Below are 26,706 nucleotides of genomic sequence, written 5' to 3' on the forward strand. Positions count from 1 at the left end.
ATCGTTACACATAGCTTTAAACAGGGTCGGTTAATAAGAATAAGCAATTATAATATTGGTAACGTAGTTAATATTGGTAACGTAGTTAAAGAAATTAGCGGGTAAGCGTAATGTTTACCCGCTGCTTATATTAGTCTTGAGTGACTATCTGCCAGTCGATACGATAATTAGTCACGACGCTGGTATACCCTTTTACTTTGAAAATATAGTCTCCAGCTTCTGTAACCGATAACTGTGCTGTTTCGGGGTTATCAAGTGTCGCAGAGCTTGCGAGGTCTTCTCCCTGACTGTTTGCTATTGAAAAATCAAGGTCTGCAAATGGTTGCCAACTTAAGACCGCAGTCACGCCCACAACATTATCTGGTACTGAAACTAAATGCTCAATAATGCTATAGGCTGGGTCAACACCAAGCCCAGCAAGATCTAAACTTACTGATGGTCCCATTGTACCCTCAATACTTGGCATTAACTGTGTAGTAAATGACACACCGGGCTGGGTGACAATACCGTCAAATTCGAATCGATCTAATGCGACTTGTCCTGATATAGTGCGCACTTCAAGTGTATGTGCTGAGTCGTCTAATTGGTTAATTGCCACGGTAATGGCTTCGCCTTTTTCACCACTGACGCTCAACGATTCATACTCGACCCCATCAACTAATATACTGACCTCTCCTCGGTTAGTTGCCGCAAAGTGTATTTTCGCACGCTCACCTTTAAAGCCAACATAAGCAATATTTCCAGGCCCTTTTGCTTTTGCCAGTGTGCCGTTATAAGCACTGCTATCCGTTGTTTCTGACCACTTGCCGGCAAAGTAGACTTTATCAGCAGTGTTGTCTGCTTGCTGCCAAGCACCTTGACTCGAAAATTCAGTGTCTCCAGCTAAAAACTGGCGCATATTACCTTCAGTTTGTAATGCAAGCTCAACTGCTTTTTTCACATTAATATGACCCGCCCCTACTTCGTGCGGTAAGTAATGTCGCCCTGTTTCATCAAACATGTCATCGGCACTGGCTTTTAAAATTTCGTCAATTTGATCAGGCGATAAATGCGGGTTTGCTTCAAGCAGCACAGTCGCAGCACCTGCAACAAAAGGGGTTGCCATCGACGTGCCACTCATCGTCGCATAGTAAACATAATAATCAGGGTTATCTAAATCGATGACCGGTCCTAAAGCGGGCAAAGGGGTATTGAGTGCTCGCGTCGAATATATGCTTGAGCCAGGTGCTGTAATGTCGGGTGTTTTAATCGCATCACCTGGCACACCACGGCTAGAAAAATCAGCCAGCATTCTATTCGGCGTGCCTGCTGCGACGTCAATAACCCAAGGAGCGACGGCATACACATTGAGGGTATCATCACCGTCGCCATCGTTACCCGCAGCAAAAGTGACAATCATGCCGCGTTTGTATGCCTCAAATGATGCTTTGTTCACAGGGTTATTAGGGTCGAAGTTACTTCCTGCTCCCCCTCCCCAACTATTTGTAATAACATCAATATCGTATTTGTGCTGGTTGGCTAATGCATAATCAAAGCCTTTTAAAGAATGTAAAATTGAAATGGCTTCACCAGCAGAAATACCGACAATCTTTGCATCTGGGGCAATGCCATCATGCAAATTAGCACGTGTAGGATCATTCGCAGATGCAGCGCCACTGCCCGCAACAGTGCCAGCAACATGGGTGCCATGTCCTGATGATGTATCGGTGTTTGGTAACCCTTCTATATCGGCGGTCAAACCGTATAAATCAAGATCGTTTATTAGTTTTACATTTTGAATGGTTTTATCACCGTAAGCTAAATCGGGATGTGTCGCATCGACTCCTGAATCGAGCACAGCCACAACGCCACCTTTGCCTGTAAATAAATAGTTATCATGTACAAAATGACCGCCAGTGATCTCACCCGAGTTATAGTTGTAATAGCGCAGTGGCGCATCATAATAAATACTTTCAATGGCAGGGTTATTTTGTAACTGTGTGACGAGTGAAGGAGTCAGCGTAGCGCCAACCATGGGTAATTCTTTTAAGGCTAAGTACGGTACACCGAGTGACTGCATTACATTATAAACCTGCTGTTTATCTTTAAAGCTTATAATGACTTTGATACTTGGTTCAGTAAGGCTTTGAGTTAGGCTTGTTGTTGATAATTTTTCTGCTAATTCTGGGCCTAGTAAGGCTTGTGCTTGGGTGGCAAAGCTGCCAACCATGCCAAGACCGATGAGTGTACTAGAAAGTTTAGTTCGCATTGGTTTATCTCCTGGATTAGTTTGTTACTTTTTTGTAACTACAGAACATATACTCGCAGCGAGTGACACTCACCGATATAGGGGAAAACCCTCATAAGGCTTTAGGAATAGCCCCTGCGTACGCAATCAATATTTTACAGGCACAAAAAAAGCAAGCCCGCAGGCTTGCTTTAGTATCTATACAAAATTATGAATGGGGAGTATTGCAGATAGCTATTACACCTCTAGGTAATCCATAATTCCTTCTGCCGCATTGCGACCTTCAAAAATAGCCGTTACCACCAAATCTGAGCCGCGAACAATATCGCCACCAGCGAAGATTTTAGGGTTCGTTGTCTGATGGGTAAATTCACCTTGTTCAGGTGCATTAATACCACCCCAATGGTTAATTTCAACGCCATATGGTTCAAGCCAATCCATTTTGTGCGGTTTAAAACCAAATGCCATTAACACTTTAGTGGCTTCTATCACATGCTCTGATCCAGCCACTTCTTCAGCACGACGGCGGCCATTTTCATCTGGTTCACCCAGTTGCGTTTTGACCATTCTTACGCCTGCAACTTTACCTTGCTCGTCAACTACAATGCCTTTAGGTTGCACGTTAAAAGTAAACTCAACCCCTTCTTCGCGGGCATTTTTAACTTCACGTTTAGAGCCTGGCATGTTTTCTTCATCACGGCGATAAGCACATGTTACTTTGCTTGCACCTTGACGAATTGACGTTCTTACGCAGTCCATTGCGGTGTCACCCCCGCCCAATACAACCACTTTTTCGTTGGCCATATCAATATAAGCTTGCTTGTCTTCAGCGTAGCCCATAACACGATTTGTGTTACCAATTAAGAACGGTAAAGCATCATGTACGCCATCGGCATCTTCATTTTCAAATCCTGCGCGCATACTTTGATAGGTCCCTACGCCTAAAAAGACTGCGTCATATTCAGCAAGAATTTCATCTAGTGTAATATCAACACCGACTTCCGTGTTTAGTTTAAACTCAACCCCCATTTCAGTGAAAATTTCACGACGCTTCTGCATCACTTCTTTTTCAAGCTTAAATGAAGGAATACCGAAAGTAAGTAACCCCCCTATCTCAGGGTGACGGTCAAATACCACCGGTTTAACACCATTACGCACTAGAATATCAGCACAACCTAACCCGGCTGGACCTGCACCAATAATCGCCACTTTTTTATCAGACCAAACCACATAAGACATATCTGGTTTCCAGCCCATTTTAAAAGCAGTGTCTGTAATATATTTTTCAATATTACCAATTGTTACAGCACCAAACTCTTCGTCAAGTGTACATGAGCCTTCGCATAAGCGGTCTTGTGGACACACTCGACCGCACACCTCAGGTAAACTATTTGTACGATGTGACAGCTCAGCCGCTTCTAATATACGGCCTGTACGAATTAGCTTTAACCATTGCGGTATATAGTTATGTACTGGGCATTTCCATTCACAATACGGGTTACCACAATCTAAGCAACGGTCCGCTTGTGAATTTACTTGCGTCTCAGAAAACGGCTCGTAAATTTCCACGAATGATTGCTTACGTGCCGAAATCGGTTTTTTACGCGGGTCAACACGTTGTACATCGATAAACTGGTATACATTTTCGCTCATACTACCCCCTTACTGAGCCTGAACACGAAGCTCTGCACTACTGCGTGCTCGGTGTCCGAGTAAACTTTTTACATCACTTGATTTTGGCTTCACCAATTTAAACATCGGAATGTATAAATCAAAGTTCGCTAAAATCTGCTCAGCGCGGTTAGACCCCGTTAGCTCTAAATGCTCTGCAATAAGACCACGAAGATGCTCTTGATGAGACGCTAAATCTTCCAGCGTAACAATTTCAACAAGCTCAGGGTTAATGCGTTTTTCAAAGTCATTGCTTTCATCAAGAATATAAGCAAAACCGCCCGTCATCCCCGCACCAAAGTTAATACCAACTTTGCCAAGGACACACACAACACCGCCTGTCATGTATTCACAGCCGTTATCGCCCACACCTTCTACAACCGCTTGCACACCTGAGTTACGAACAGCAAAACGCTCACCCGCACACCCTGCTGCAAACAATTTGCCGCCAGTAGCACCGTACAAGCACGTATTACCTGCAATGGTTGCTTTGTGGCTTTCAAATGATGATCCCATCGGTGGGCGAATGACAAGTTTGCCCCCTGCCATGCCTTTACCAACATAATCGTTAGCGTCACCCACCAACGTCATTTCTAGGCCTCCAGCATTCCATACACCAAACGACTGACCTGCAGTGCCGTGTAACTCTATAGATATAGGATCGGCAGCCATACCTTGGTTACCGTGCTTAGATGCAATGTATCCTGATAGCATCGCCCCCACAGAGCGGTCTGTATTACACACGCGGCTCACTAATGAAATACCCGATTTTTCATCAATCGCTTGCTTGGCTTTATCAAGCAAGGTTTCATTAAGCTGACCTAAATAGTGCGAACTGTTTGGCGCACTGCAATACAAGGTTTCACCGGTTGGGTTGTTCGGCACAGCCACAACTGACGATAAATCAATTTTCTTTTGCTTCGGCGTTTTGCCTTCAATCGCCTCAAGTAAATCTAAGCGACCAATTAAATCGGTTAAATGGGTTACCCCTAAGCTTGCCATGATTAGACGCGCTTCTTGTGCAATAAACTTAAAGTAGTTCATCGCCATTTCTGGTAAGCCATGGTAGTGCTTCTGACGAAGTGTATCGTCCTGCGTTGCTACACCGGTCGCACAGTTATTTAAATGACATATACGCAAGTATTTACAACCCAATGCCACCATAGGACCCGTACCAAAGCCAAAGCTTTCAGCACCTAAAATAGCGGCTTTAATAATATCGAGACCGGTTTTCAAACCACCATCCGTTTGTAATCGAATACGGTGGCGTAAGCCATTTTCAACCAAAGCTTGTTGTGTCTCAGCTAGGCCCAACTCCCAAGGACTGCCTGCATATTTAACAGAAGTAAGCGGGCTTGCACCTGTACCACCGTCATAACCCGCAATCGTAATGAGGTCTGCATAGGCTTTTGCTACACCCGTTGCAATCGTACCGACACCGGGTTCAGACACTAATTTCACTGAAATTAGAGCTTCAGGATTCACTTGTTTCAAATCAAAAATTAGCTGGGCTAAATCTTCAATAGAGTAAATATCATGATGCGGTGGCGGTGAAATCAACGTTACACCCGGTACTGAGTAACGCAGTTTAGCGATATAAGGCGTTACTTTTTCACCCGGTAACTGACCTCCTTCACCGGGCTTTGCACCTTGTGCTACTTTAATTTGAATCACATCAGCACTGCGTAAATAATGCGGTGTTACACCAAATCGGCCTGAGGCGACCTGTTTAATACGTGAATTTTTCTCGGTGCCATAGCGAAGTTTATCTTCACCCCCTTCACCTGAGTTAGAACACCCACCTAAGCGGTTCATGGCAATAGCCAATGCTTCATGTGCTTCAGGTGATAGTGCACCAATACTCATTGCCGCCGAGTCAAAACGCTTATACAGCTCTGTTGCTGGTTCAACATCATCGATACTGATTCCGGCATCAGGAATTTTAAGCGCCAACATGTCACGTAAATTTGTGATTGGGCGGTTATTAACTAAATCAGCGTAAGCAACGTAATCACTGTACTCACCCGAGCGCACTGCTTTTTGCAGAGTTTGGATCACATCAGGGTTGTAAGCATGATATTCACCACCGTGAACATACTTTAATAAACCACCATGGCTTAATAACTTGCGCTTACTAAATGCGAGCTTATGAAGCTTACGTTGATCATCATCAAAGTCAGTAAAACACGCACCTTTAATACGGCTTGCTACACCATTGAAACAGGTTTCAATAACCGCTTCTGACAAACCAACCGCTTCAAACAGCATCGAGCAACGATATGAGGCAACTGTACTGATCCCCATTTTCGACATGATTTTGTAAAGGCCTTTGTTGATCGCATTACGATACGCCAACGTGACTTCACAATAGCTCTTGTTAATAATCTTTTTATCGCTCATTGCAACCAGCGATTCATAGGCCAAATAAGGGTAAATCGCCGTCGCACCAAAGCCTAATAACACAGCAAATTGATGAGCATCTCGCACGCTACCTGATTCAATAATGATGTTTGATTCACAACGTAAGTTATTATCAACTAATCGTTTTTGAATTGAGCCTACCGCCATTGCAGCAGGAATGGGTAGGTGCGTTTCACTAAAGTTACGGTCACTCAAGACTAACATCACACACCCTGATGCGGCTTTTTCTTGCGCTTCGTCACAAATACGTGTGATCGCTTTTTCAAGGCCTTCTTCGGCTGTGTAAGTAATATCAATTTTGCAGTAGCTGTAATGCGCTTGGTCAGCACTTAACAGCTGTTTCATGTCTGCGTACATCAATATCGGTGTTTCAAATTGCAGACGTTTCGCATGACCCGTGGTTTCATTGAACACGTTTTGCTCACTACCAATACACGTGGCAAGTGACATAACATGATTCTCACGCAAAGGATCAATCGGTGGATTGGTTACTTGTGCAAACTTTTGACGGAAGTAATCAAATAATGAACGGTGCCCTTCAGACAGCACGGCAAATGGGGTGTCATCACCCATTGAGCCCGTTGCTTCTTGACCGTTTTCGCCCATGACACGAACAACACTGTCGAGTTCTTCGTTAGTAAAGCCAAACATTTTTTGATATTTCAGCAGTGTTTCGTCATCAAACGAGCGATTACCTGCATCTTTTTCAGCCAGTTTTTCGAACGGAGTCAAACGCTTAACGTTAGCTTCTAGCCACGCTTTATACGGGTGACGTGATTTAAGATCTTGGTCAATTTCGTCAGAGTGCCAAATTTTACCTTGGTGAGTATCAATTACTAATAATTCACCCGGACCAACTCGTCCTTTTTCAACCACTTCGTCTGGCGCGTAATCCCAAATACCCACCTCAGAAGCAAGCGTAATAAATCCATCTTGCGTAATGACATAACGCGCTGGACGAAGGCCATTTCGATCAAGGTTACAGGCCGCAAAACGACCATCAGACATAACAATACCAGCAGGGCCATCCCATGGTTCCATATGCATAGAGTTAAAGTCGTAGAAAGCACGTAAATCGTCATCCATGGCTCGGTTTTTCTGCCATGCAGGCGGAACAAGCATACGCATCGCACGGAATAAATCCATACCACCCGCTAAGAACAATTCAAGCATGTTATCTAAGCTTGATGAATCAGAGCCACTTTCGTTGACAAATGGGGCTGCTGATTGCAAATCAGGGATCAGTGGAGATGCAAATTTATAAGCACGGGCACGTGCCCACTGGCGGTTACCTTGGATGGTATTAATTTCGCCGTTATGCGCTAAATAGCGGAACGGCTGCGCCAATGGCCAACGAGGTTGTGTATTGGTAGAAAAACGCTGATGAAATACACAAATCGCACTCGTCATGCGCATGTCAGCTAAATCGAGGTAAAAGTTCGGTAAATCCACAGGCATCATCAAGCCTTTGTAAACCGTTACCAAGCCAGACAAGCTCGCAATATAGAAATGCTCATCATTTTCTAGACGCTTTTCTGCACGGCGACGCGCAACATACAAACGACGCTCTAAATCTTTTGGACGCCAGCCCTCAGGTGCGCTGACAAAAATTTGTTCAAAGCCAGGTAGTTGTTTTTTTGCAATTGGCCCTAAACAAGATGCGTCTGTCGGAACGACTCGCCATCCTTGAATATTTAAGGTTTCTTTTTCGAGCTCTTCACTCAAAACATCTTTAGCAGTCTGTGCAAGCACGGGATCGGCATTTAAAAACACCATGCCGACTGCGTAGTTCTTCCCTAAATGCCAATCGTGTTCACTGGCAATTGCACGAAAGAAACTATCGGGTTTTTGCATTAATAAACCACAGCCATCACCTGTTTTACCATCAGCAGAAATACCACCACGGTGTTCCATGCGATCTAGGCCTGTGATTGCGGTTCGAATCAAGCGATGACTCGCCTGACCATTGACCTGGGCGATTAAGCCAAAGCCACAATTATCTTTTTCTAATTTTGAGTCGTATAACATAGACCCCTCCCCTTGCTACAACGACTAGCGGTTCAGTCTTTTGTGACAGTGCTAGCAGACGAACAAAACTATCGCCAAATAAACCATGAGTCAATAGAGTTTTGAATACATATTCATATTTATGAATATTTCTCACTTGAGGACGCACTTTAAAGTCTATGCTATTTTTTTACATTTAGACGCTATTTAACCATTATTTTTTTATGACACTGGTGTCAATTTTAACAGTTTGTAAAAAACCATCCTGAAAACGGATAGTTTACGTTAACGTAAACTGACAATTCATTTTGCATAAATATTCAAATCATGCATAGTAATGCAGTTATTTTGCGCTCTCTCAGCTGTTAGCTGCTTAAATATTTACCAATACATTAAGCTTAGTTACAAATAGCACTTTTTAGCAGCCGACCTTAGTCTTACTTACCTTTAGGTGTTTACCTCTGCGTCAACCAATGCACTTTAAAAAGTGTCCGCTACGGACACTTTTTCTGTCCGCGGACAGAATAAAAACCTCAAATAAAAATAAAAACATTAAAAATCAGTAAGTTAAATATTGGCACACTATTGGTATAGATAGGTCATTATCGAATTAGAGGATCGAAACATGTTCACTATGAGTTTGTTTATGACATCACCACTTACCATGATTGCCATTGGCTTCATGATTATATTTTTTGAGAATCGTAAGGAAGTATGATGATTAAAGATACCAGTGCCCAAGATATAACCGTGGCTAAAAAAAGAAACATTAAAAAACCACTGTTGTTCACTGTGAGTGTTCTTATTGTGAGTGCCCTTGGCTTTCAAGCACTCTTTGCGAGCAACGATGGGAGTGTGTCTGTTGATAAAGCCAGCTTACAAATAAGTGAAGTGGCTCAGCAAACCTTAATTAGAGATGTGGCAGCAAGCGGGAAAATTGTCGCGGCTAATGCACCTAAAGTTTACAGCCCCGAGCGCGGCTTTGTCGATCTTAACGTAAAGGCTGGCGACAGTGTTGAAGTAAACGAAATTATTGCTGTGGTTAAAAGCCCAGAGCTTACCAATGAATTAAAACAACAACAATCTGTGTTGGCGCGTTTAGATGGTGAATTACAACGAAAGCAACTTGAAGCACGTAGACAAAAATTAAGCTTAACAAAAGCACTTGATTTGGCACAGGTAGAGCTAAATGCCGCTGATAGAGAAAACCGCCGTGCGCAATTATCTATCGAGAAGCACCTTATAAGTCAGATCGATTTAGAAAAAGCCGTAGACGATTTAGCCCGCGCGAAACTCTCCTTCAAGCATGCAGAACAAGAAGTCAGCCTTGCTAAAGACACACTGGCATTCGAGCTAAAAGCTGCAGAGCGAGACCTTGCTCGTCAACAACTCATTGTGGATGACTTATTACGCCAAGTTAATGAGTTAACAATTAAAGCCAGCGTCAGTGGCATTGTCGGTAATTTACTCGTGCAACCTAAAGAAGCGGTTACACAAAGCCAACCATTAATGACACTGGTTGACTTAAGTAATTTTGAAGCACAGTTGCAAGTACCTGAAAGCTATGCCAATGAGCTAGGCCTTGGCATGCAAGTAGAATTAACTCTCGGTGCCCGCCAAGTCATGGGGACATTATCAGCAATCTCGCCGGAGGTGAATAACCGTGAAGTCACAACACGTGTTCGCTTCGATAAAGAAATTACCGGCATCCGCCAAAATCAACGTTTAACCGCACGCATTCTTTTGGAGAACCGCGACAATGTTTTACAAGTTAAACGTGGTGCGTTTTTACAACAAGGCGGTACCCGCGCCTATAAAGTAGACGGCGACATGGCCTATTTAATCGATATAAAAACAGGTGCTAGCAGTATCAATGCCGTTGAACTGTTAGAAGGGGTAAAACCAGGCGACAAGCTAATCATCTCTAACTACGACCGTTATAAACAAGCACCGACTCTCGTATTACGCTAACAGCAACAAGGAATAATTATTATGCTTACAATGAACAACATCAGCAAAGTGTATCAAACAGACATGGTACAAACTCATGCATTACGTGATTTCAATCTCCATGTAGAAGAAGGTGAATTTATTGCTGTTACTGGCCCGAGTGGTTCAGGCAAAACGACCTTTTTAAATATTGCCGGTATGCTAGAACCGTTTTCAGAAGGCCAGTATCTTTTAGATGGTATTGATGTAGGTGGTCTAAACGATAATCAGCGTGCTGATTTACGGAACCAAAAAATAGGCTTTATCTTCCAGGGGTTTAATCTGATACCTGATTTAAATCTATACGAAAATATTGAAGTACCTCTGCGATATCGAGGAATTAAAGCTGCTGAGCGTAAACGTCGTATTGAACAATGTTTAGAGCAAGTAGGTTTAGCGTCACGTGCTAAGCATTTACCGCAACAACTTTCAGGTGGGCAACAGCAACGCGTGGCCATTGCCAGAGCACTTGCGGGTGAACCCCGTTTTTTACTTGCCGATGAGCCAACGGGTAATCTAGACAGCTTAATGGCGCGCCAAGTAATGGAATTGCTCGAACAAATTAATCGTGATGGCGCCACCATTGTCATGGTTACTCACGACCCTGAACTTGCCCGAAGAGCCCCGCGAAATATCCAAGTGGTGGACGGTCAACTTGCCGATTTCACGCTTTACCAAGGCACGCAAAACCTCAAAGCGGCAGGAGTATAGTCATGTTCCTTCATTATCTAGATTTAAGTTGGCGAAGCTTTAAGCGCACGCCCTTAGTGAGTTTTTTAATGGTATTAGCGATTGCCATTGGCATTGGTGTAACGATGACGAGCTTGTCGGTGTATCACATGATGTCTGCCGATCCGATCCCGCAAAAGAGTAGCCAACTATACAGTGTGCAATTGCAAATAATGGACGAGGGTTCAACTTGGTGGACAAAAGATAATTTACCAATGCAATTAACCTATCAAGACGCGGTTAATTTAAATAAGGCAGAAGCCGGAGGTAAGCGCGTCACGATGGTGCGCACTGGGTTTTCTGTTTATTTAGACTCCGATACCGTAAAACCATTTATTGGTCAGGCGCGTTTAACAACCCCCGACTTCTTCGACATGTTTAACTTATCATTTTTATACGGTGGCGTGTGGAGTCAGCAACAAGAAGCAACTGCTGCACCTGTAGTCGTTATCAGTAAAAAGCTCAACGACAAACTATTTGCAGGAGAAAACTCTGTTGGCAAAATTATCTACCTTGATGATGCAAGCTATGAAGTGGTTGGGGTTATGGATGACTGGAATATTACGACCAAATATTACGATTTAAATAACGGCGCATTTAATAAAACCGAGCAACTCTACCTGCCTTTTAGCTTATTAAAAGCACGTGAGCTTGAAAACTGGGGCAATACAAACGGCTGGAAGCACGAAAAAACCAATACGTTTAACGACAAGCTTAATTCTGAATTAGTTTGGCTGCAATTTTGGGTCGAACTAAAAACACCCGCAGAAAAGCAAGCGTATGAAGATTTCTTAATGGCTTATATGCAAGAACAGCAAAAGCGTGGTCGCTTTAACCGCGAAAAGCTTGAAGCGAAATTGCGTGATGTAAACGAGTGGATGGAATACAACAATGTAGTAAGTGAAGATAACGAAATTCTCGTTGGCCTAAGCTTTATGTTTTTAGCGGTATGTTTGGCAAATATTCTAGGCTTATTACTGGCTAAATTTCTTCGCCGTGCGCCAGAGGTTGGCGTACGCAGAGCTTTAGGCGCAAGCAAACGCCAAATTTTCTTTCAACACATTGTCGAAGTGGCCATGCTCGGATTTTTAGGTGGTATTTTCGGGGTTATTTTAGCCCAAGTGGGACTTTTAGGTGTGCGCCAAAGCTACAGCTACTATCAAAGCTTAGCCACCATGGATTTAACCATGTTACTTAGCGCCCCTGTAATAGCAATTAGTACCTGTGTAATCGCAGGTCTTTACCCTGCGTGGCTGGTGTGTAAAACCAACCCTGCTATTTACCTTAAGAGCCAATAAGGAACTGTGCTATGTTAGAAATTAAACCTATATTTCATGCCTTATGCCGCTCAAAGGTTGGGGCTATTCTGTTACTAATTCAAATTGCCATTACCACAGCAATCGTCAGTAACGCCGCGTTTATTATTCAAGATAGAATTAGCTATTTAAGCCAAGAAACAGGCTACCCAGAACAAGATATTTTTATTTTCAATGTGATGATGTTCGGACAAGACACCTCGCCAAGCCAACAATACGAGCTTGATGAAGCTATGTTACGTCAAATTCCTGGGGTGGTTGATGCTGCTTACTCTAGTACCACACCTCTTTCGGGCAGTGGTTCATCATCTGACTTTAGTTTAAAACCGGCGCCACAAGAGAGTAAATCGGCACGTAGCTCATATATGTTTATCGACGAACACGGCATTAACACGTACGGTGTTAACTTAATTGCTGGGCGTAATTACAGCGAAGACGAAGTGATCGTAACAGAGAATTACGATGAGCTTTCGAAGGTCATCGTGGTGAGTAAAAGTCTATCTGATGAGCTTTTCCCTGATGGTAATGGCTTAGGTCAATCTATTTACTTTGGTGATATTCCTTTAAAAATTATTGGTATTGTCGATGTAATGAAAGGCCCATGGCTTAAAGATAGTCGCCCAGATAATGTGGCATTAATTCCGTTCATTAAAGCAGGTAGCAATGCACGCTTTGTCGTAAGAACAGAGCCTGGGCAACGCCAGTCTGTAATGAACCGTGTTGAAGAAGCCATGCTTAAAAACTACAACAAACGCGTTATCTCGCGCATTCGCGGCCTTGATGAAGACAAAGAGCAGTACATGGCTGAAGACACGCTTATGATGCGTATGTTAATTGTTTTAATCACAATTCTAGTGTTGGTCACTGCGCTGGGTATCTTTGGTCTTACACTCTTTAATATTAGTAAACGCACGAAACAAATTGGGACTCGCCGTGCTCTTGGAGCAAGAAAGTCCGCCATTATTAGCTACTTTTTAGTCGAAAATGCCATGATTTGCAGTGTAGGTTTAGTAATAGGCATGATAGCAGCGATGTATTTAGGCCAATTACTGATGCAACATTTCTCGATTGCTCAGTTAGATGTGCGTTATGTAATTGCCACTGCAAGCGCTGTGTTTATTATGAGTTTGCTTGCGGTTCTTGCGCCAGCCAAACGAGCTGCGAACATTTCACCGAGCATTGCAACACGCACCATTTAGTTCTCCCAAGCTATGCTACACTGGATTTACAGTGTAGCATTTATAAGTACACACTTAAGTTGGCTCTTGCACCGGACTTACTTAACATATTTAGGAAAACAGCAAAAAAATAATAATATGGAAAAAATACTTATTGTTGATGACAACCCCGCGATATTAGACGCCTTGTCATTATTATTAGAGATCCACAATTTTACCGTGGTTACTGCAAGCACCCCATTTGAAGCAATCCAAGCAGTACAGTACCAGCGTATTTCATTAGTTATTCAAGATATGAACTTTACCGCCGACACCACCTCGGGTGAAGAAGGCAAGGCGCTGTTTTATGACTTACGCAATATAAACCCATTACTGCCTATTATCTTAATCACCGCATGGACCGAGCTTGCAACAGCTGTTGAGCTTGTAAAGGCGGGTGCCGCAGACTATTTACCAAAGCCGTGGGACGATACAAAACTGCTGACTTGTATCAATAATTTACTCGAACTTGGTAAAGCGAAACAACAAAATGAAACTTTCGCACGCCACCAGCAAGAACGCGAAGATTCTATTAAAACTGCCAACCTTGTCGGCCTTATTTATAAAAGCACAGCGATGGAGCATATTGTTAATCTTGCTATTCAGGTGGCAAAGTCAGACATATCAGTGCTTATCACTGGCCCAAATGGCAGTGGCAAAGAGCGCATAGCACAGATAATCCAAGCCAACTCTCTGCTTGCAGACCATCCTTTTATCACTGTTAACGCCGGTGCATTGCCAAATGAACTCATTGAAGCTGAATTGTTTGGCGCTGAAGCTGGCGCGTACACAGGTATCACCAAGCAACGCATTGGCCGTTTTGAAGCCGCCGATGGGGGCACATTATTTTTAGACGAAATAGGCAACCTACCGTTGTCCGGTCAAATGAAACTATTACGTATTCTGCAAACCGGTGAATTTGAGCGTTTAGGATCAACGCAAACTCGAAAAGTAAATGTGCGGGTTATATCAGCAACAAACGAAGATTTAACGCACGCGATTAAAGCGGGTCATTTTCGGGAGGACTTATATTATCGTCTCAATGTTATTGAGTTAAACCTGCCTAGCCTAGCTGACAGACCCGATGATATTCTTGCCCTAGTGGCACACTTTTTACCACATCGCAGTGTGTCTCTAAGCACCGAGAAAGCCCTGCTTGCCCATCCGTGGCCGGGTAATGTACGTGAACTTGAAAATGCGTGTAAACGGGCTGCCGTATTAAAACCAACTGGCAATATTGAACTTGCCGACTTTGGCTTAAACGTCGATACCACTAAAGCGACATCACCCAAAAGTGAACCGACAAAGCACGATATTGAACTGGCAATGCGCGAACACCAAGGGGTGATTGCTAAAGTTGCGCGACATTTTGGTCTTAGCCGACAAGCGCTGTATCGCAGACTCGATAAATTTAAGATAGATTACTAATGTTAAGAAATAAGATTATTCTATTGTGTGTTGTTGCAGCGGTAGTCCCTCTATTACTGGTAAGCTATTTTGCTGCTCTTCCTGGGTTATATACTTTGCTTGCGGTCATTGGTTGCGCCTTGCTAGCTGGCCTTTTGGCGTACCAGTTAAGCCGCCCTTTAGCTGACGGTATAGCGTCTCTTGAATCTGGATTGCTTAACTTTAAAGACGGTGAACTGGCCACCCTTTTGGCCTATGATAGCAAAGATGAACTGGGTGACTTATGCCGACTTTATAACCAAACAGCAAAGCAACTTCGCCAAGAAAAGCAATGGATATACCAGCGTGAATTAATGCTCGACAAAGTACTGCAAAGCTCTGAGCAAGCGGTGCTACTTATTAACGATCAAGGTTTTATTGTTTACAGTAATCACAGTGCTCGTAGCTTGTTTGAAGCAAAATCAGCTATCGAAGGACTTAATCTAGAAAATGTGATTAGTACCTGCTCTGAACAACTGACACGTGCTATCAACAAAGGGATTGATGGCTTATTTACCCTCGATAAAACGGAACAAGAATCACAAACTTGGCATATGGCAACGGGCCGCTTATTACTTAATAATCAATACCACCAACTGTATGTGTTCAAACAGCTCACACGGGAACTCAGCCGCCAAGAGGTTGAAGTATGGAAAAAAGTAATCCGTATCATCAGCCACGAACTCAATAATTCGCTGGGCCCAATGTCATCAATGCTCCACAGCGCACAGTTATTAACAAAAGAAGTCGACGAGCCTCGTTTAAAACGCGTATTCACCACCATTGAAGACCGGATCAAACACCTTAACGAATTTGTTCAAGGCTATGGTAAATTTGCCAAATTACCCACTCCTCAGTTATCAGCGATTAACTGGCCATCAATCGTCGAGCAATTAAAAAGCCAATGGCAAGTCAATATTACTCTTGGCGATAACGTAAATACACAAGCCGATCATACTCAGCTTGAGCAACTGCTGATTAATTTATTAAAAAATGCGTACGAATCGGGTACTAAACCTGAAGACATCAGTCTGAGTATTCAACAAGAAATGGCCAGCACCCACATTACTGTGAGCGACAGAGGCAAAGGCATGAGCGAAACTGTAATGGCGAATGCACTGATCCCCTTTTACTCCACTAAATCGACAGGCAGTGGTTTAGGGCTAGCGCTGTGCCGAGAAATAGTTGAAGCACATCACGGGCAAATTAGCCTTCACAACCGCGAGCAAGGTGGCTTAAGTGTGCATGTGATTTTAGCACAATAAAAAAGCCGCTTATGCGGCTTTCTCGGCAAACTAAGTAAGATTACTCAGCGTCTTGTTCTTTGTACTTTGCTGCTGTTTCTGTGATTAATGGTTGTAATTCACCACGTTGAAACATTTCGATGATAATGTCACAGCCACCAATTAATTCACCTTCAACCCAAAGTTGTGGGAATGTTGGCCAATTAGCGTAAGCAGGTAACTCTGCACGAATATCTGGATTAAGAAGAATGTCAACGTAAGCAAACGGTTCACCACACGCCATTAAAGCTTGTGATGCTTGAGAAGAAAAACCACAGTTAGGTAATTTTGGTGATCCTTTCATGTATAAAAGGATTGGGTTTTCAGAAATTTGCTGTTTAATTTTATCGATGGTTTCCATTTACAACCTCAAAAGACATTGACTTACTACACTGGCCTTGAAAAATATTCACTGTGGCCTCAGATATATAACTTAAAATGGACTATCACAGTCACAATTTTAAAGAGTCTTTAGCAATAGCATTGCTGTTTGCTAAAACTTGAGTAAAATACTCAACAATTATAGTAACACTATAATACCATTTGGTATAGGTGAGTACGCTGTTTACCTCGCTATTACCTATAACTGAGTGGACTATCAACCAAGAAGATGGAGATAAAAAATGGCATTTGAACTACCGTCACTACCATACGCAATCGATGCATTAGAGCCACATATTTCAAAAGAGACTCTAGAGTTTCACCACGGTAAACACCACAACACATACGTTGTAAAATTAAACGGTCTGATCCCAGGCACTGAATTCGAAAACAAATCTCTAGAAGAAATCGTTTGTTCTTCAGAAGGTGGTGTATTTAACAATGCTGCGCAAATCTGGAACCACACATTCTACTGGAACAGCCTATCTCCAAACGGTGGTGGCGAACCAACTGGCGCTATTGCAGACGCTATCAACGCTAAATGGGGTTCTTTCGAAGCATTCAAAGACGCGTTAAACGACAAAGCTGTAAACAACTTTGGTTCAAGCTGGACTTGGTTAGTTAAACTAGCTGACGGCACTCTTGATATCGTTAACACATCAAATGCTGCTACACCATTAACTGATGAAGGTGTTACACCAATCCTAACTGTGGATCTGTGGGAACACGCTTACTACATCGATTACCGTAATGTTCGTCCTGATTACCTAAAAGGTTTCTGGGCACTTGTTAACTGGGATTTCGCGAACGCTAACTTCGCTTAATTCTGTTTAACTTGCAGTAATTAAAAAAAGACGCTTCGGCGTCTTTTTTATTGCCTTTTATATATCACTGTTCAGCCGCAGCCCAAGCGCCATAATAAATGCGTACCAAGATGATCTTTTTTCAATTAAATTCTTAATTTTCTTGCGCAAAAATTCAAAATCGTGACTAAGCTTTAATTAACCTTTGCTTTTTTCTTAATCTAATTACACGTCATTTTAGCGGGTTTTCGGAGGTCTCTATGAGTATTTTTGAGCATTACCAATCACGATACGAAGCAGCGCAAGAAGAAGAATACAGTATTGAGGAATTTCTCGAGATCTGTAAGAAGGACAAATCAGCTTACGCAAGCGCACCTGAGCGCCTGTTAATGGCCATTGGTGAGCCTGAAATTATTGACACATCGACCGATGCGCGGCTCAGCCGATTATTCTCCAATCGTGTCGTTGCGCGCTACCCTGCATTCCACGATTTTTATGGTATGGAAGATGCCATTGAACAAATCGTTTCTTACTTAAAGCATGCTGCGCAAGGTTTAGAAGAATGTAAGCAGGTATTGTATTTACTTGGCCCTGTGGGCGGGGGTAAATCATCTATTGCCGAAAAACTAAAATACCTGATGCAACAAGTGCCTATTTATTCAATAAAAGGGTCCCCTGTCAATGATCACCCTCTCGCTTTGTTTGATCCAAACGAAGATGCTGAACTACTCGAGAAAGAATACGGCATTAAGCCACGCTATTTAAAAACAGTGATGTCGCCGTGGGCAGCCAAGCGCTTAAGTGAGTTCAATGGTGATATAAGCCAATTTAGAGTGGTAAAACGCTACCCTTCTATTTTGAATCAAATTGCGATCGCCAAAACGGAACCGGGCGATGAAAACAATCAAGATATTTCGGCATTAGTCGGTAAAGTCGATATTCGTCAGCTTGAACATTTTGCACAAAATGACCCTGATGCTTACGCGTATTCAGGTGCACTTTGTTTAGCGAACCAAGGGTTGATGGAATTTGTGGAAATGTTTAAGGCACCTATTAAGGTACTCCACCCGCTACTCACTGCCACCCAAGAAGGTAACTATAATGGCACCGAAGGTATTAGTGCCCTTCCCTTCAACGGCATGATTTTAGCTCACTCGAATGAATCTGAGTGGCAAACATTTAAAAATAACAAAAACAACGAAGCATTTTTGGACCGTGTTTATATTGTTAAGGTACCTTACTGCTTACGCGTTTCTGAAGAAGTGAAAATCTACAACAAACTTCTTGAAAACAGTGAACTTCACGATGCGCCATGCGCACCAGGCACATTAAAAACATTGGCACAATTTACCACTCTTTCACGTATTAAGGAGCCAGAAAATTCAAGCATCTATTCAAAAATGCGTGTCTACGACGGTGAAAGCTTAAAAGACACCGACCCGAAAGCGAAGTCATACCAAGAATACCGTGATTATGCAGGTGTTGACGAAGGCATGACTGGGCTCTCTACACGTTTTGCCTTTAAAATTTTATCGCGAGTGTTCAACTTTGATACCACAGAAGTCGCAGCAAACCCTGTTCACTTGTTTTATGTTTTAGAGCAGCAAATTGAGCGCGAACAGTTCTCAGCCGATGTGGAAGAACGCTACCTAAGTCACTTAAAGGGCTATCTAATCCCGCAGTATGTCGAGTTTATTGGCAAAGAACTACAAACTGCCTATTTAGAGTCTTATTCTGAATACGGGCAAAATATTTTTGATCGCTACGTAACCTATGCTGATTTTTGGATTCAAGATCAAGAATATCGCGACCCAGATACAGGCCAACTTTTTGATCGAGCAGCATTAAATGCAGAGCTCGAAAAAATTGAAAAGCCAGCAGGTATTTCGAACCCGAAAGATTTCCGTAACGAGATTGTCAATTTCGTACTGCGCGCCCGTGCGCACAACCAAGGCAAAAACCCGCTTTGGACCAGTTACGAAAAACTTCGCACGGTGATTGAGAAAAAAATGTTCTCGAACACCGAAGATCTGCTTCCGGTTATTTCTTTCAATGCGAAAACCTCTGCCGAAGATCAGAAAAAACACGAAGACTTTGTCAACCGTATGGTTGAAAAAGGCTATACCCAAAAACAAGTACGTTTACTTTCTGAATGGTATTTACGCGTTAGAAAATCGCAGTAAAAAACGTTTGTTTCAAGGGGGTTGTTATGGCGCATTTTATAGACCGACGCCTGAATGGAAAAAACAAAAGTACGTTGAACCGTCAGCGTTTCATCAGGCGTTATAAAAAACAGATTAAAGAAGCCGTATCTGATGCCATTAATAAACGCAGCGTAACCGATACGAGCAGTGGCGAGAGTATTTCTATTCCACAGCGCGATATTAGTGAGCCTGTATTTCATCAAGGACGTGGGGGCGATCGGGAGCAAATACATCCAGGAAATGACCAATTCTCAACGGGCGATAAAATTAAACGCCCGCAAGGAGGCGGTCAAGGGGGTGGCAGTGGCGAAGGTGACGCAAGTGATTCGGGCGAAGGCCAAGATGAGTTTGTTTTTTCTATCTCTAAAGACGAGTATTTAGATTTATTATTTGAAGATTTAGAGCTGCCAAACTTACAGCAAAATCAACTTGATAAACTCGTGCAAATGAAAACGCATCGCGCTGGTTTTTGTAGCGATGGTATGCCCAGTAATATTGATATAGTGCGCTCATTACAAGGCTCGCTCGCTCGCCGTGTTGCAATGACAGCGGGCAAAAAACGACATCTGAGCGAACTTCAAGGACAATTAGCGCTTTTGAAAGCAGAGGAAGAGCCCGACAAAGCCGCTATTGCCCTGCTTGAGCGTCAAATTGAAGAGCTTGAAAGTCGCATAAAAGCCGTGCCGTTTATTGATAATTACGACTTACGTTTTCGCAATTACGAAAAACGTCCCCACCCGACGAGTAAAGCCGTGATGTTTTGCCTTATGGATGTGTCAGGTTCGATGGATCAAGCAACAAAAGATATGGCAAAACGGTTTTATATTTTGCTGTATCAGTTTTTGACTCGCAGCTACAAAGATATCGAAGTCGTGTACATTCGCCACCATACACAAGCTAAAGAAGTTGATGAGCAAGAGTTTTTTTACTCACAAGAAACCGGTGGCACTATAGTGTCGAGCGCGCTGAAATTAATGAATGAAATTATCGCTGAACGTTACCATGCAGATGAATGGAATATTTATGCTGCACAAGCATCTGATGGTGATAACTGGGCCGATGACTCTCCTCATTGCGGTGAAATACTCCGCAATAAATTACTCAAAGCAGTACGTTACTATGCGTACATAGAAATTACGGCGCGTGCGCATCAAAGTTTATGGCGTGAGTATCAATCTATAGCACAAACACACGACAACTTTGCCATGCAACATATTCGTGGTGTAGAGGACATTTACCCTATTTTCCGTGAATTATTTAAAAAGAATCGTCAGCAGCAAGGCGCCGCATAGCCTTGCGAGTGAGGTAAAATATGGCCGATAAACGTATTAGTGACGGACCTGATTGGACGTTTGATTTATTAGCACAATACCAAAGTGAAATTGAGCGAGTCGCAAAGATCTATAAGCTCGATACTTACCCGAATCAAATAGAAGTGATCACTGCTGAACAAATGATGGATGCTTACTCAAGTGTAGGCATGCCTATCGGTTATAGTCATTGGTCATACGGTAAAAAGTTTATTCAAACAGAGCAAAATTATAAACGCGGGCAAATGGGGTTAGCGTACGAAATTGTTATAAATTCAGACCCCTGCATTGCTTACCTAATGGAAGAAAACACCTTGCCAATGCAAGCTCTCGTGATGGCGCACGCGTGCTATGGCCACAACTCATTTTTTAAAGGTAATTACTTATTTAAAACCTGGACCGATGCAGGTTCTATTATCGACTACTTATTATTTGCGAAAAATTATATTGCGCGCTGTGAAGAGAAGTACGGTATTAATGAGGTAGAAAACCTTATCGACTCTTGTCATGCCTTAATGAACTATGGGGTTGACCGTTATAAGCGCCCGCAAAGAATTTCGCTGTATGAAGAGCAAAAGCGTCAACAAGAACGCGAAGATTATCTGCAATCGCAGGTGAATGAATTATGGCGAACCATTCCAACATCTCAACAAGAGTCGAAAAAACACGAGCGTCGCTTTCCTGAGGAACCACAAGAAAATATTCTGTATTTTATAGAGAAAAATGCCCCGCTACTTGAATCATGGCAACGTGAAGTAATCCGTATTGTGCGAAAAATTTCACAATACTTTTACCCCCAAAAGCAAACGCAGGTGATGAATGAAGGTTGGGCAACGTTTTGGCATTATACGATTTTAAACCACTTGTATGATGAGGGAAAACTCACCGATGCCTTTATGCTCGAGTTTTTACAAAGCCATACCAATGTGGTTTATCAGCCGCCTTATAACAGCAATTATTATTCTGGTATTAATCCCTATGCATTGGGCTTTAATATGATGGTTGATATTCGCCGAATTTGTGAAAATCCCACTGATGAAGATAAAAAGTGGTTCCCTGAATATGCTGGAGCCGATTGGCTAGAAACCCTGCATTTTGCCATGCAAAACTTTAAAGATGAGAGCTTTATTAGCCAGTTTTTATCACCTAAAATTATCCGTGACTTCAAGCTATTTACTATTATTGATCATGAAAAAGAGCCAACCCTTAATGTCGGCGCGATACATGACGAAGTGGGCTATCAACAAGTACGTGAAACGTTATCTGCACAATATAATTTAAGCAATCATGAACCCAATATACAAATCTATAATGTTGATATTAGAGGAGATCGTTCTTTAACCTTACGCTATGTACCTCATAAAAACATTCCGTTAGCTGGCTCAAAAGATGAAGTGCTGAAACACCTTTACAGGTTATGGGGGTTTAAGGTAAAACTGGAACAAGAATCTTCAACCGGTGAAATTTCACTACTTGGTGAATGCCCAAAAAGTGATGCACGACACACAACAGAGTAGGTCACATGGATAAAAAAATACTGGTTATCATCGACGCTATCGCCGATGCCAAAACCTCGATACTTCACGCCAAACAAAAAGCGAAGGGGGTTAGGCATATTGATATCGTCGCATTTAGCTATGAAGATACCAACAGTATTTTATTTTCGATTCCACCCGAAGAAGCACTTGCTATTCAGGATAAAGAATTAGGTAAAATTCGTGACACACTATCACCTTTAATTGACAGCCATTTAGAGCAAGGTAGCTACACATTCCAAACGCTTTGGCATGAAAGTCCTGAGCAGTGGCTTGCTAATGAACTTGATACGTCAGCGTATGAGCTTGTGATTAAAACGCGTCATATTGATGCAGAAACACAGTTTAGTGAGCTTGATTGGCAGCTTATACGCTTCAGCCCCCTACCGCTTTATTTAGCTGCTGATAACAAATGGAAAAACAATACTAATGTGCTCGCTGCGCTCGACTTAGGCAGTGAGAAAGCCACTAAATATCGCCTTAACGAAGCAATGATAAAAATGGGTCTAGCGTATGCCGCTGATTATAAAAGTGATTTTTTTTCTTGTTATACCGTGCATGTATCGCCCTTTTTACGCGATTTGGGGTTAGTTTTTTCTGATGAGCAAGTTATTAATGCTTATGAAAAACTCCCCAGTGCCCAACGCGCTCTGATTGAGTCATATAACCTCAAAGAAAAGCTAGAAATTAAGGCAGGTATCGTCGAGCAAGTGATCCCCAGTATCGCCGCAAAACTCAGTGCAGACCTTGTAATAATGGGTACGGTGGGTAATACAGGAATTAAAGGGCATCTTATTGGTAATACAGCAGAAAAGGTTATGAAATTACTAAAAACGGATATTTTAGTGATCCCTCCTTTCGATAACTAAAGCCAGACTTAATATCAATTAGCTTAATTAGGTGGTCTATTTTGAGGCAATAAAACCGCGTTGATAACACTGCAAAAATGTCGTTATTTAGATGTTCTCGGCAATTGCGCCTACATCCATGCAGTCGTAAATCAGACATTTTTAACACAGGTAGTGACAGGTTTAATGCCTCAAAATGATTTAGTCTTGTTTTGCAATTGGTGTCATAAGTCTGAATAAGCCGTCACTTTATTACGGCCATTTTGTTTAGAGTGGTATAAGGCTTGATCAGCTGCTTCAATCCACTTTTCATAACGCTCAAACTTTTTCTCATCAGAGCACGCAAAGCCTATACTCACCGTGAGTTTAATTTGTTTATCACCAAAATAAATTGACGAATTTTCAATAAGAGCACGTAAACGCTCTGCAAAGATCATTGCACCTTCATGATCCGTATCAAGCAAAGTTACGGCAAACTCTTCACCACCATAACGGCCTGCTAAATCAGTTTCACGTAATGTTTTTCTCAATAAATCAGCAATATGACGCAGTGCTTCATCACCAGCACGATGTCCATGCTCATCGTTAACGGTTTTAAAATGGTCGATATCAAACATTAATAACGTACTGCAGCCACCGCTTCTGGAAATACGCATGTATTCTTTACGTAGTTTTTGCTCCCAGAATCCGCGATTAGTTAGCTGTGTCAATGCATCAGTGCGGCTCATTTGTTCAAGCTTCGCATTAACGTCTTCAAGTTCTTTTTTATTCACCGCCTCATCGGTCACATCGTAAATAATAATACAGATATGTGATACTTCGCCGGTCGTTGTGGTGAGCGGAATAAAGGTAGCATTTTGATACATATGATCCGCTTTACCGGTAATTGGACGGTAGTTTTTAAAACGGAAAATATAGGGTTGCTGCTCCCAAATCGTGAACGAGCGATTATTAAGAATAAACACAGATTCAGACTTACTACGAAACCATTTTTCATCAATTGATGGAAAGAGATCAAATAAGTCTTTGTCTTTTACCGCGCTTGGCAATAAACCCGAATGGTTTTCCATAAAACCATTCCAAATGCAGACTTTATAGTCTCTATCAAGCACCACAAGGCCTACATCAACGGTATTAAACATATCCATTAACCAATGGAGTTCATTCATATTAAAATCGGCTGCAGGCATAGTTTAGTCTTCTAATAAATAAGCTACTTTATATTTTAAAGTTTTTAATGAGTCCTCAGTAAACAGCAACATAAGATCACAATTAATGTTGTGATTTTCAATGCCGTAGCTGATCTCAATGGCGAGAGTTCGTTGCCAACGTGATTTATTGGCTTTAACCAAATCAGACACATCACAATGCTGACCTAACACCACCGGATGACCTTGACTAAAACGCATATCAAGTTGCTTTGACAGCCCACTCAAAATAGCGCCTATTAAGATGTTACTGACATCCATTAACAGTTCAAGCTCAACTTTATTGTTAAGCTCTCCTTCGTAATTCATTAACGAAGCAATTTCTTTAAAACTCGAATCATTTAACAGCAATAACGCTTCACCCGACACGCCACCGCCAATAAAGCCTTGGCACACACCTGACGTTGAGGCATTGGCATCAATCGACCGCAAGGCCATATCAAGCTCATTGACTTCAAGTACATTTACGTTCGGAATTGGAAGCTTTACAAACACATTCAATAAACGTGCTAATAAGTCCCCTGCTTGGCCCATAGCAACATTGGTGAGTTCTTGGTATATGTCACGTACATCGGGGTCTACTTGCTCACCTAGCTTATTTGCTAAGCGCTCCCGCATGGCTTTGTCTTTAATACCATGATGCTCAATAATGTTCGCGAGCTTTTCTGCTGAGCAGGGTTTCTGAATAAAATCGATTGCGCCAAGTTCAAGCACGCGTTGATGCGCATTTGGCTGGATATCGCCCGAGACGACAACGGTTAATACATGTAAGCCTTGATCTTGAATGGCTTGCAACACTTCATAACCATCCATTTCGGGCATATTTAAATCAAGAAATAAAATTTCGGGCTGTAAACGCTTAATTTGTTCAATACAGTGAATGCCGTTTTCAGCAAATTCGACTTTTATATCCCAATCATCAGGTAAAGAGCGCGCTAATTGTCTACGCGCTAATTTTGAATCATCACAAACTAATACCGATGTTGACATATATTCTCTCTAAATACGCACTTTTGAACTGGCTAATACAAAATGCACTAACTTTATTATTATTTTTATAAACAAAAATCGGACTACGCACACATGTTAATCAAACTACAGGTTATTTACAATTTTAAATTGTGGTAAACCTTGGAGCTATTGGTTCAGTATAATACACTGATGTTAAATGCGTTAATTTGAAGGAATGAAGTAATGTTGTTACGCCCTCTTATGTTTGCTCTTGGAGCAGTTTGTACATTCAGTTATGCCAATGATTTAGTAGAAAATAGTTTAGATGCTGGCAAAGTTTCTGTACAATCGAAACCCGTCACATTACTTGGACAAGGTGTTAAAGTAGGTCAGCAAGCCCCTAACTTCAAGGTCGTAGATGGTAATTTCACCCCTGTCACTCTCAACGACTATCAAGGGCAAGCCGTATTATTAAGTGTTGTGCCAAGCCTTGATACGGGCGTTTGCAGTATTCAAACAAAACATTTTAATGAAAAAGTAGCTTCTGAGTTTCCCAGCATTGCAATGCTAACATTAAGTGCTGATTTACCCTTTGCGCAAAAACGCTTTTGTAAAGCCGAAAATATCGATAAGGTCACGGCATTGTCTGACTCTGTTTGGCGTGACTTTGGTCAAAACTATGGTTTGATCATTAAGGATATGGGGTTATTAACCCGTGCAGTGTTCGTTTTAGATAAAGAACACAAAATCGTTTACAAACAACTTGTCGATAACCTCTCTAAAGAGCCCGATTACGACAGCGCAATTGATGCACTGAAAAAGCTATAACCTCAGCGATACTAAAAACAAAAAACCGCCAACTGAAGTGACCCCATAAAGTTGGACTCATTTTTAAGCGGCTGCCAAGGCCTGATTTCGATACTGTATCGGACTCAGGCCTTTTAGTTTCAGCTTAATACGCTCGTTGTTGTAATAGTGGATATATTCTTTGATGTTTTCAATAAGCTCATTCACGTCTTTAAACGTTTCGTTGTGGTACATCTCACTCTTCAATATGCCGAAGAAGTTCTCAGCAACCGCATTATCTAAACAATTTCCTTTTCTAGACATACTTTGTTGCAACCCTTTTTCCTTGAGATGATTTTGATATTGTTTGTTTT

Annotated in this window: 19 protein-coding genes; 12 read left to right on the forward strand and 7 right to left on the reverse strand. The window is 42.1% G+C overall.

Annotation, left to right across the window (positions count from 1 at the left end):
- Positions 1-130: 130 nt before the first annotated feature.
- The 3 genes from BWD47_RS17300 to gltB form a co-directional block, all read right to left on the reverse strand.
- Positions 131-2,248 carry a S8 family serine peptidase gene (locus BWD47_RS17300; RefSeq protein WP_075594374.1) on the reverse strand — a complete coding sequence of 706 codons (2,118 nt, stop codon included), beginning with the start codon at positions 2,246-2,248 and terminating at the stop codon, positions 131-133.
- Between the two features lie 216 nt (positions 2,249-2,464).
- Positions 2,465-3,880 (reverse strand): FAD-dependent oxidoreductase, encoded by a 1,416-nt coding sequence (locus BWD47_RS17305; protein ID WP_065978706.1) that lies wholly within the window; start codon positions 3,878-3,880, stop codon positions 2,465-2,467.
- Between the two features lie 9 nt (positions 3,881-3,889).
- Positions 3,890-8,347 (reverse strand): glutamate synthase large subunit, encoded by a 4,458-nt coding sequence (gltB, locus tag BWD47_RS17310; RefSeq protein ID WP_075594375.1) that lies wholly within the window; start codon positions 8,345-8,347, stop codon positions 3,890-3,892.
- A 696-nt stretch (positions 8,348-9,043) separates the two neighbouring features.
- Here gltB and BWD47_RS17315 point away from each other — a divergent pair.
- From BWD47_RS17315 to BWD47_RS17340, 6 genes are all read left to right on the forward strand, one after another.
- The gene (locus BWD47_RS17315) at positions 9,044-10,297 is read left to right on the forward strand and encodes an efflux RND transporter periplasmic adaptor subunit (protein ID WP_075594376.1); all 1,254 of its coding nucleotides are present in this window, start codon (positions 9,044-9,046) and stop codon (positions 10,295-10,297) included.
- A gap of 21 nt (positions 10,298-10,318) precedes the next feature.
- Positions 10,319-11,026 carry an ABC transporter ATP-binding protein gene (locus BWD47_RS17320; RefSeq protein ID WP_036967628.1) on the forward strand — a complete coding sequence of 236 codons (708 nt, stop codon included), beginning with the start codon at positions 10,319-10,321 and terminating at the stop codon, positions 11,024-11,026.
- Between the two features lie 2 nt (positions 11,027-11,028).
- On the forward strand, positions 11,029-12,342 hold the full coding sequence (locus tag BWD47_RS17325) for an ABC transporter permease (RefSeq protein ID WP_036967626.1): 1,314 nt from the start codon (positions 11,029-11,031) through the stop codon (positions 12,340-12,342).
- An 11-nt stretch (positions 12,343-12,353) separates the two neighbouring features.
- On the forward strand, positions 12,354-13,559 hold the full coding sequence (locus tag BWD47_RS17330; RefSeq protein ID WP_036967624.1) for an ABC transporter permease: 1,206 nt from the start codon (positions 12,354-12,356) through the stop codon (positions 13,557-13,559).
- A gap of 117 nt (positions 13,560-13,676) precedes the next feature.
- Positions 13,677-15,005, forward strand: a complete 1,329-nt coding sequence (locus BWD47_RS17335; RefSeq protein ID WP_075594377.1) for a sigma-54 dependent transcriptional regulator — start codon at positions 13,677-13,679, stop codon at positions 15,003-15,005.
- Positions 15,005-16,288: a PAS domain-containing sensor histidine kinase gene (locus tag BWD47_RS17340; RefSeq protein WP_075594378.1), complete on the forward strand. Its 1,284-nt coding sequence runs from the start codon at positions 15,005-15,007 to the stop codon at positions 16,286-16,288. The genes BWD47_RS17335 and BWD47_RS17340 overlap by 1 nt, the downstream gene beginning before the upstream one ends.
- A gap of 40 nt (positions 16,289-16,328) precedes the next feature.
- Here the strand turns inward: BWD47_RS17340 and BWD47_RS17345 are convergent, their stop codons facing one another.
- The gene (locus tag BWD47_RS17345; protein ID WP_036967616.1) at positions 16,329-16,667 is read right to left on the reverse strand and encodes a Grx4 family monothiol glutaredoxin; all 339 of its coding nucleotides are present in this window, start codon (positions 16,665-16,667) and stop codon (positions 16,329-16,331) included.
- Positions 16,668-16,929: 262 nt separating this feature from the next.
- Between BWD47_RS17345 and BWD47_RS17350 the strand changes: the two genes are divergently transcribed.
- The 5 genes from BWD47_RS17350 to BWD47_RS17370 all read left to right on the forward strand — a co-directional run bounded on the left by BWD47_RS17350 (position 16,930) and on the right by BWD47_RS17370 (position 23,408).
- Positions 16,930-17,511, forward strand: a complete 582-nt coding sequence (locus BWD47_RS17350) for a superoxide dismutase (protein ID WP_036967613.1) — start codon at positions 16,930-16,932, stop codon at positions 17,509-17,511.
- Positions 17,512-17,750: 239 nt separating this feature from the next.
- Entirely contained in the window at positions 17,751-19,673 is a 1,923-nt protein-coding gene (locus BWD47_RS17355; protein ID WP_036967610.1) for a PrkA family serine protein kinase, read from the forward strand.
- A gap of 26 nt (positions 19,674-19,699) precedes the next feature.
- Positions 19,700-20,986, forward strand: a complete 1,287-nt coding sequence (locus BWD47_RS17360) for a YeaH/YhbH family protein (protein WP_036967607.1) — start codon at positions 19,700-19,702, stop codon at positions 20,984-20,986.
- A 20-nt stretch (positions 20,987-21,006) separates the two neighbouring features.
- Positions 21,007-22,521 carry a SpoVR family protein gene (locus BWD47_RS17365; RefSeq protein WP_036967604.1) on the forward strand — a complete coding sequence of 505 codons (1,515 nt, stop codon included), beginning with the start codon at positions 21,007-21,009 and terminating at the stop codon, positions 22,519-22,521.
- A gap of 5 nt (positions 22,522-22,526) precedes the next feature.
- Positions 22,527-23,408: a universal stress protein gene (locus BWD47_RS17370; protein ID WP_075594379.1), complete on the forward strand. Its 882-nt coding sequence runs from the start codon at positions 22,527-22,529 to the stop codon at positions 23,406-23,408.
- Between the two features lie 203 nt (positions 23,409-23,611).
- On the opposite strand, the gene BWD47_RS17375 is transcribed toward BWD47_RS17370, so the two are convergent.
- The gene (locus tag BWD47_RS17375; protein ID WP_036967597.1) at positions 23,612-24,577 is read right to left on the reverse strand and encodes a diguanylate cyclase; all 966 of its coding nucleotides are present in this window, start codon (positions 24,575-24,577) and stop codon (positions 23,612-23,614) included.
- A 3-nt stretch (positions 24,578-24,580) separates the two neighbouring features.
- The gene (locus BWD47_RS17380; protein ID WP_036967595.1) at positions 24,581-25,585 is read right to left on the reverse strand and encodes a response regulator; all 1,005 of its coding nucleotides are present in this window, start codon (positions 25,583-25,585) and stop codon (positions 24,581-24,583) included.
- Positions 25,586-25,792: 207 nt separating this feature from the next.
- Here BWD47_RS17380 and tpx point away from each other — a divergent pair, with 207 nt between their 5' ends.
- Complete coding sequence (gene tpx, locus BWD47_RS17385; RefSeq protein WP_075594380.1) at positions 25,793-26,374, forward strand: thiol peroxidase; 582 nt, start codon at positions 25,793-25,795, stop codon at positions 26,372-26,374.
- Between the two features lie 63 nt (positions 26,375-26,437).
- On the opposite strand, the gene BWD47_RS17390 is transcribed toward tpx, so the two are convergent.
- The coding region (locus BWD47_RS17390; RefSeq protein ID WP_143474491.1) for an IS3 family transposase at positions 26,438-26,706 on the reverse strand (269 nt) is incomplete at its 5' end.

This window comes from Pseudoalteromonas sp. PAB 2.2, assembly GCF_001938575.1.
GTDB classification, from domain to species: domain Bacteria; phylum Pseudomonadota; class Gammaproteobacteria; order Enterobacterales; family Alteromonadaceae; genus Pseudoalteromonas; species Pseudoalteromonas lipolytica.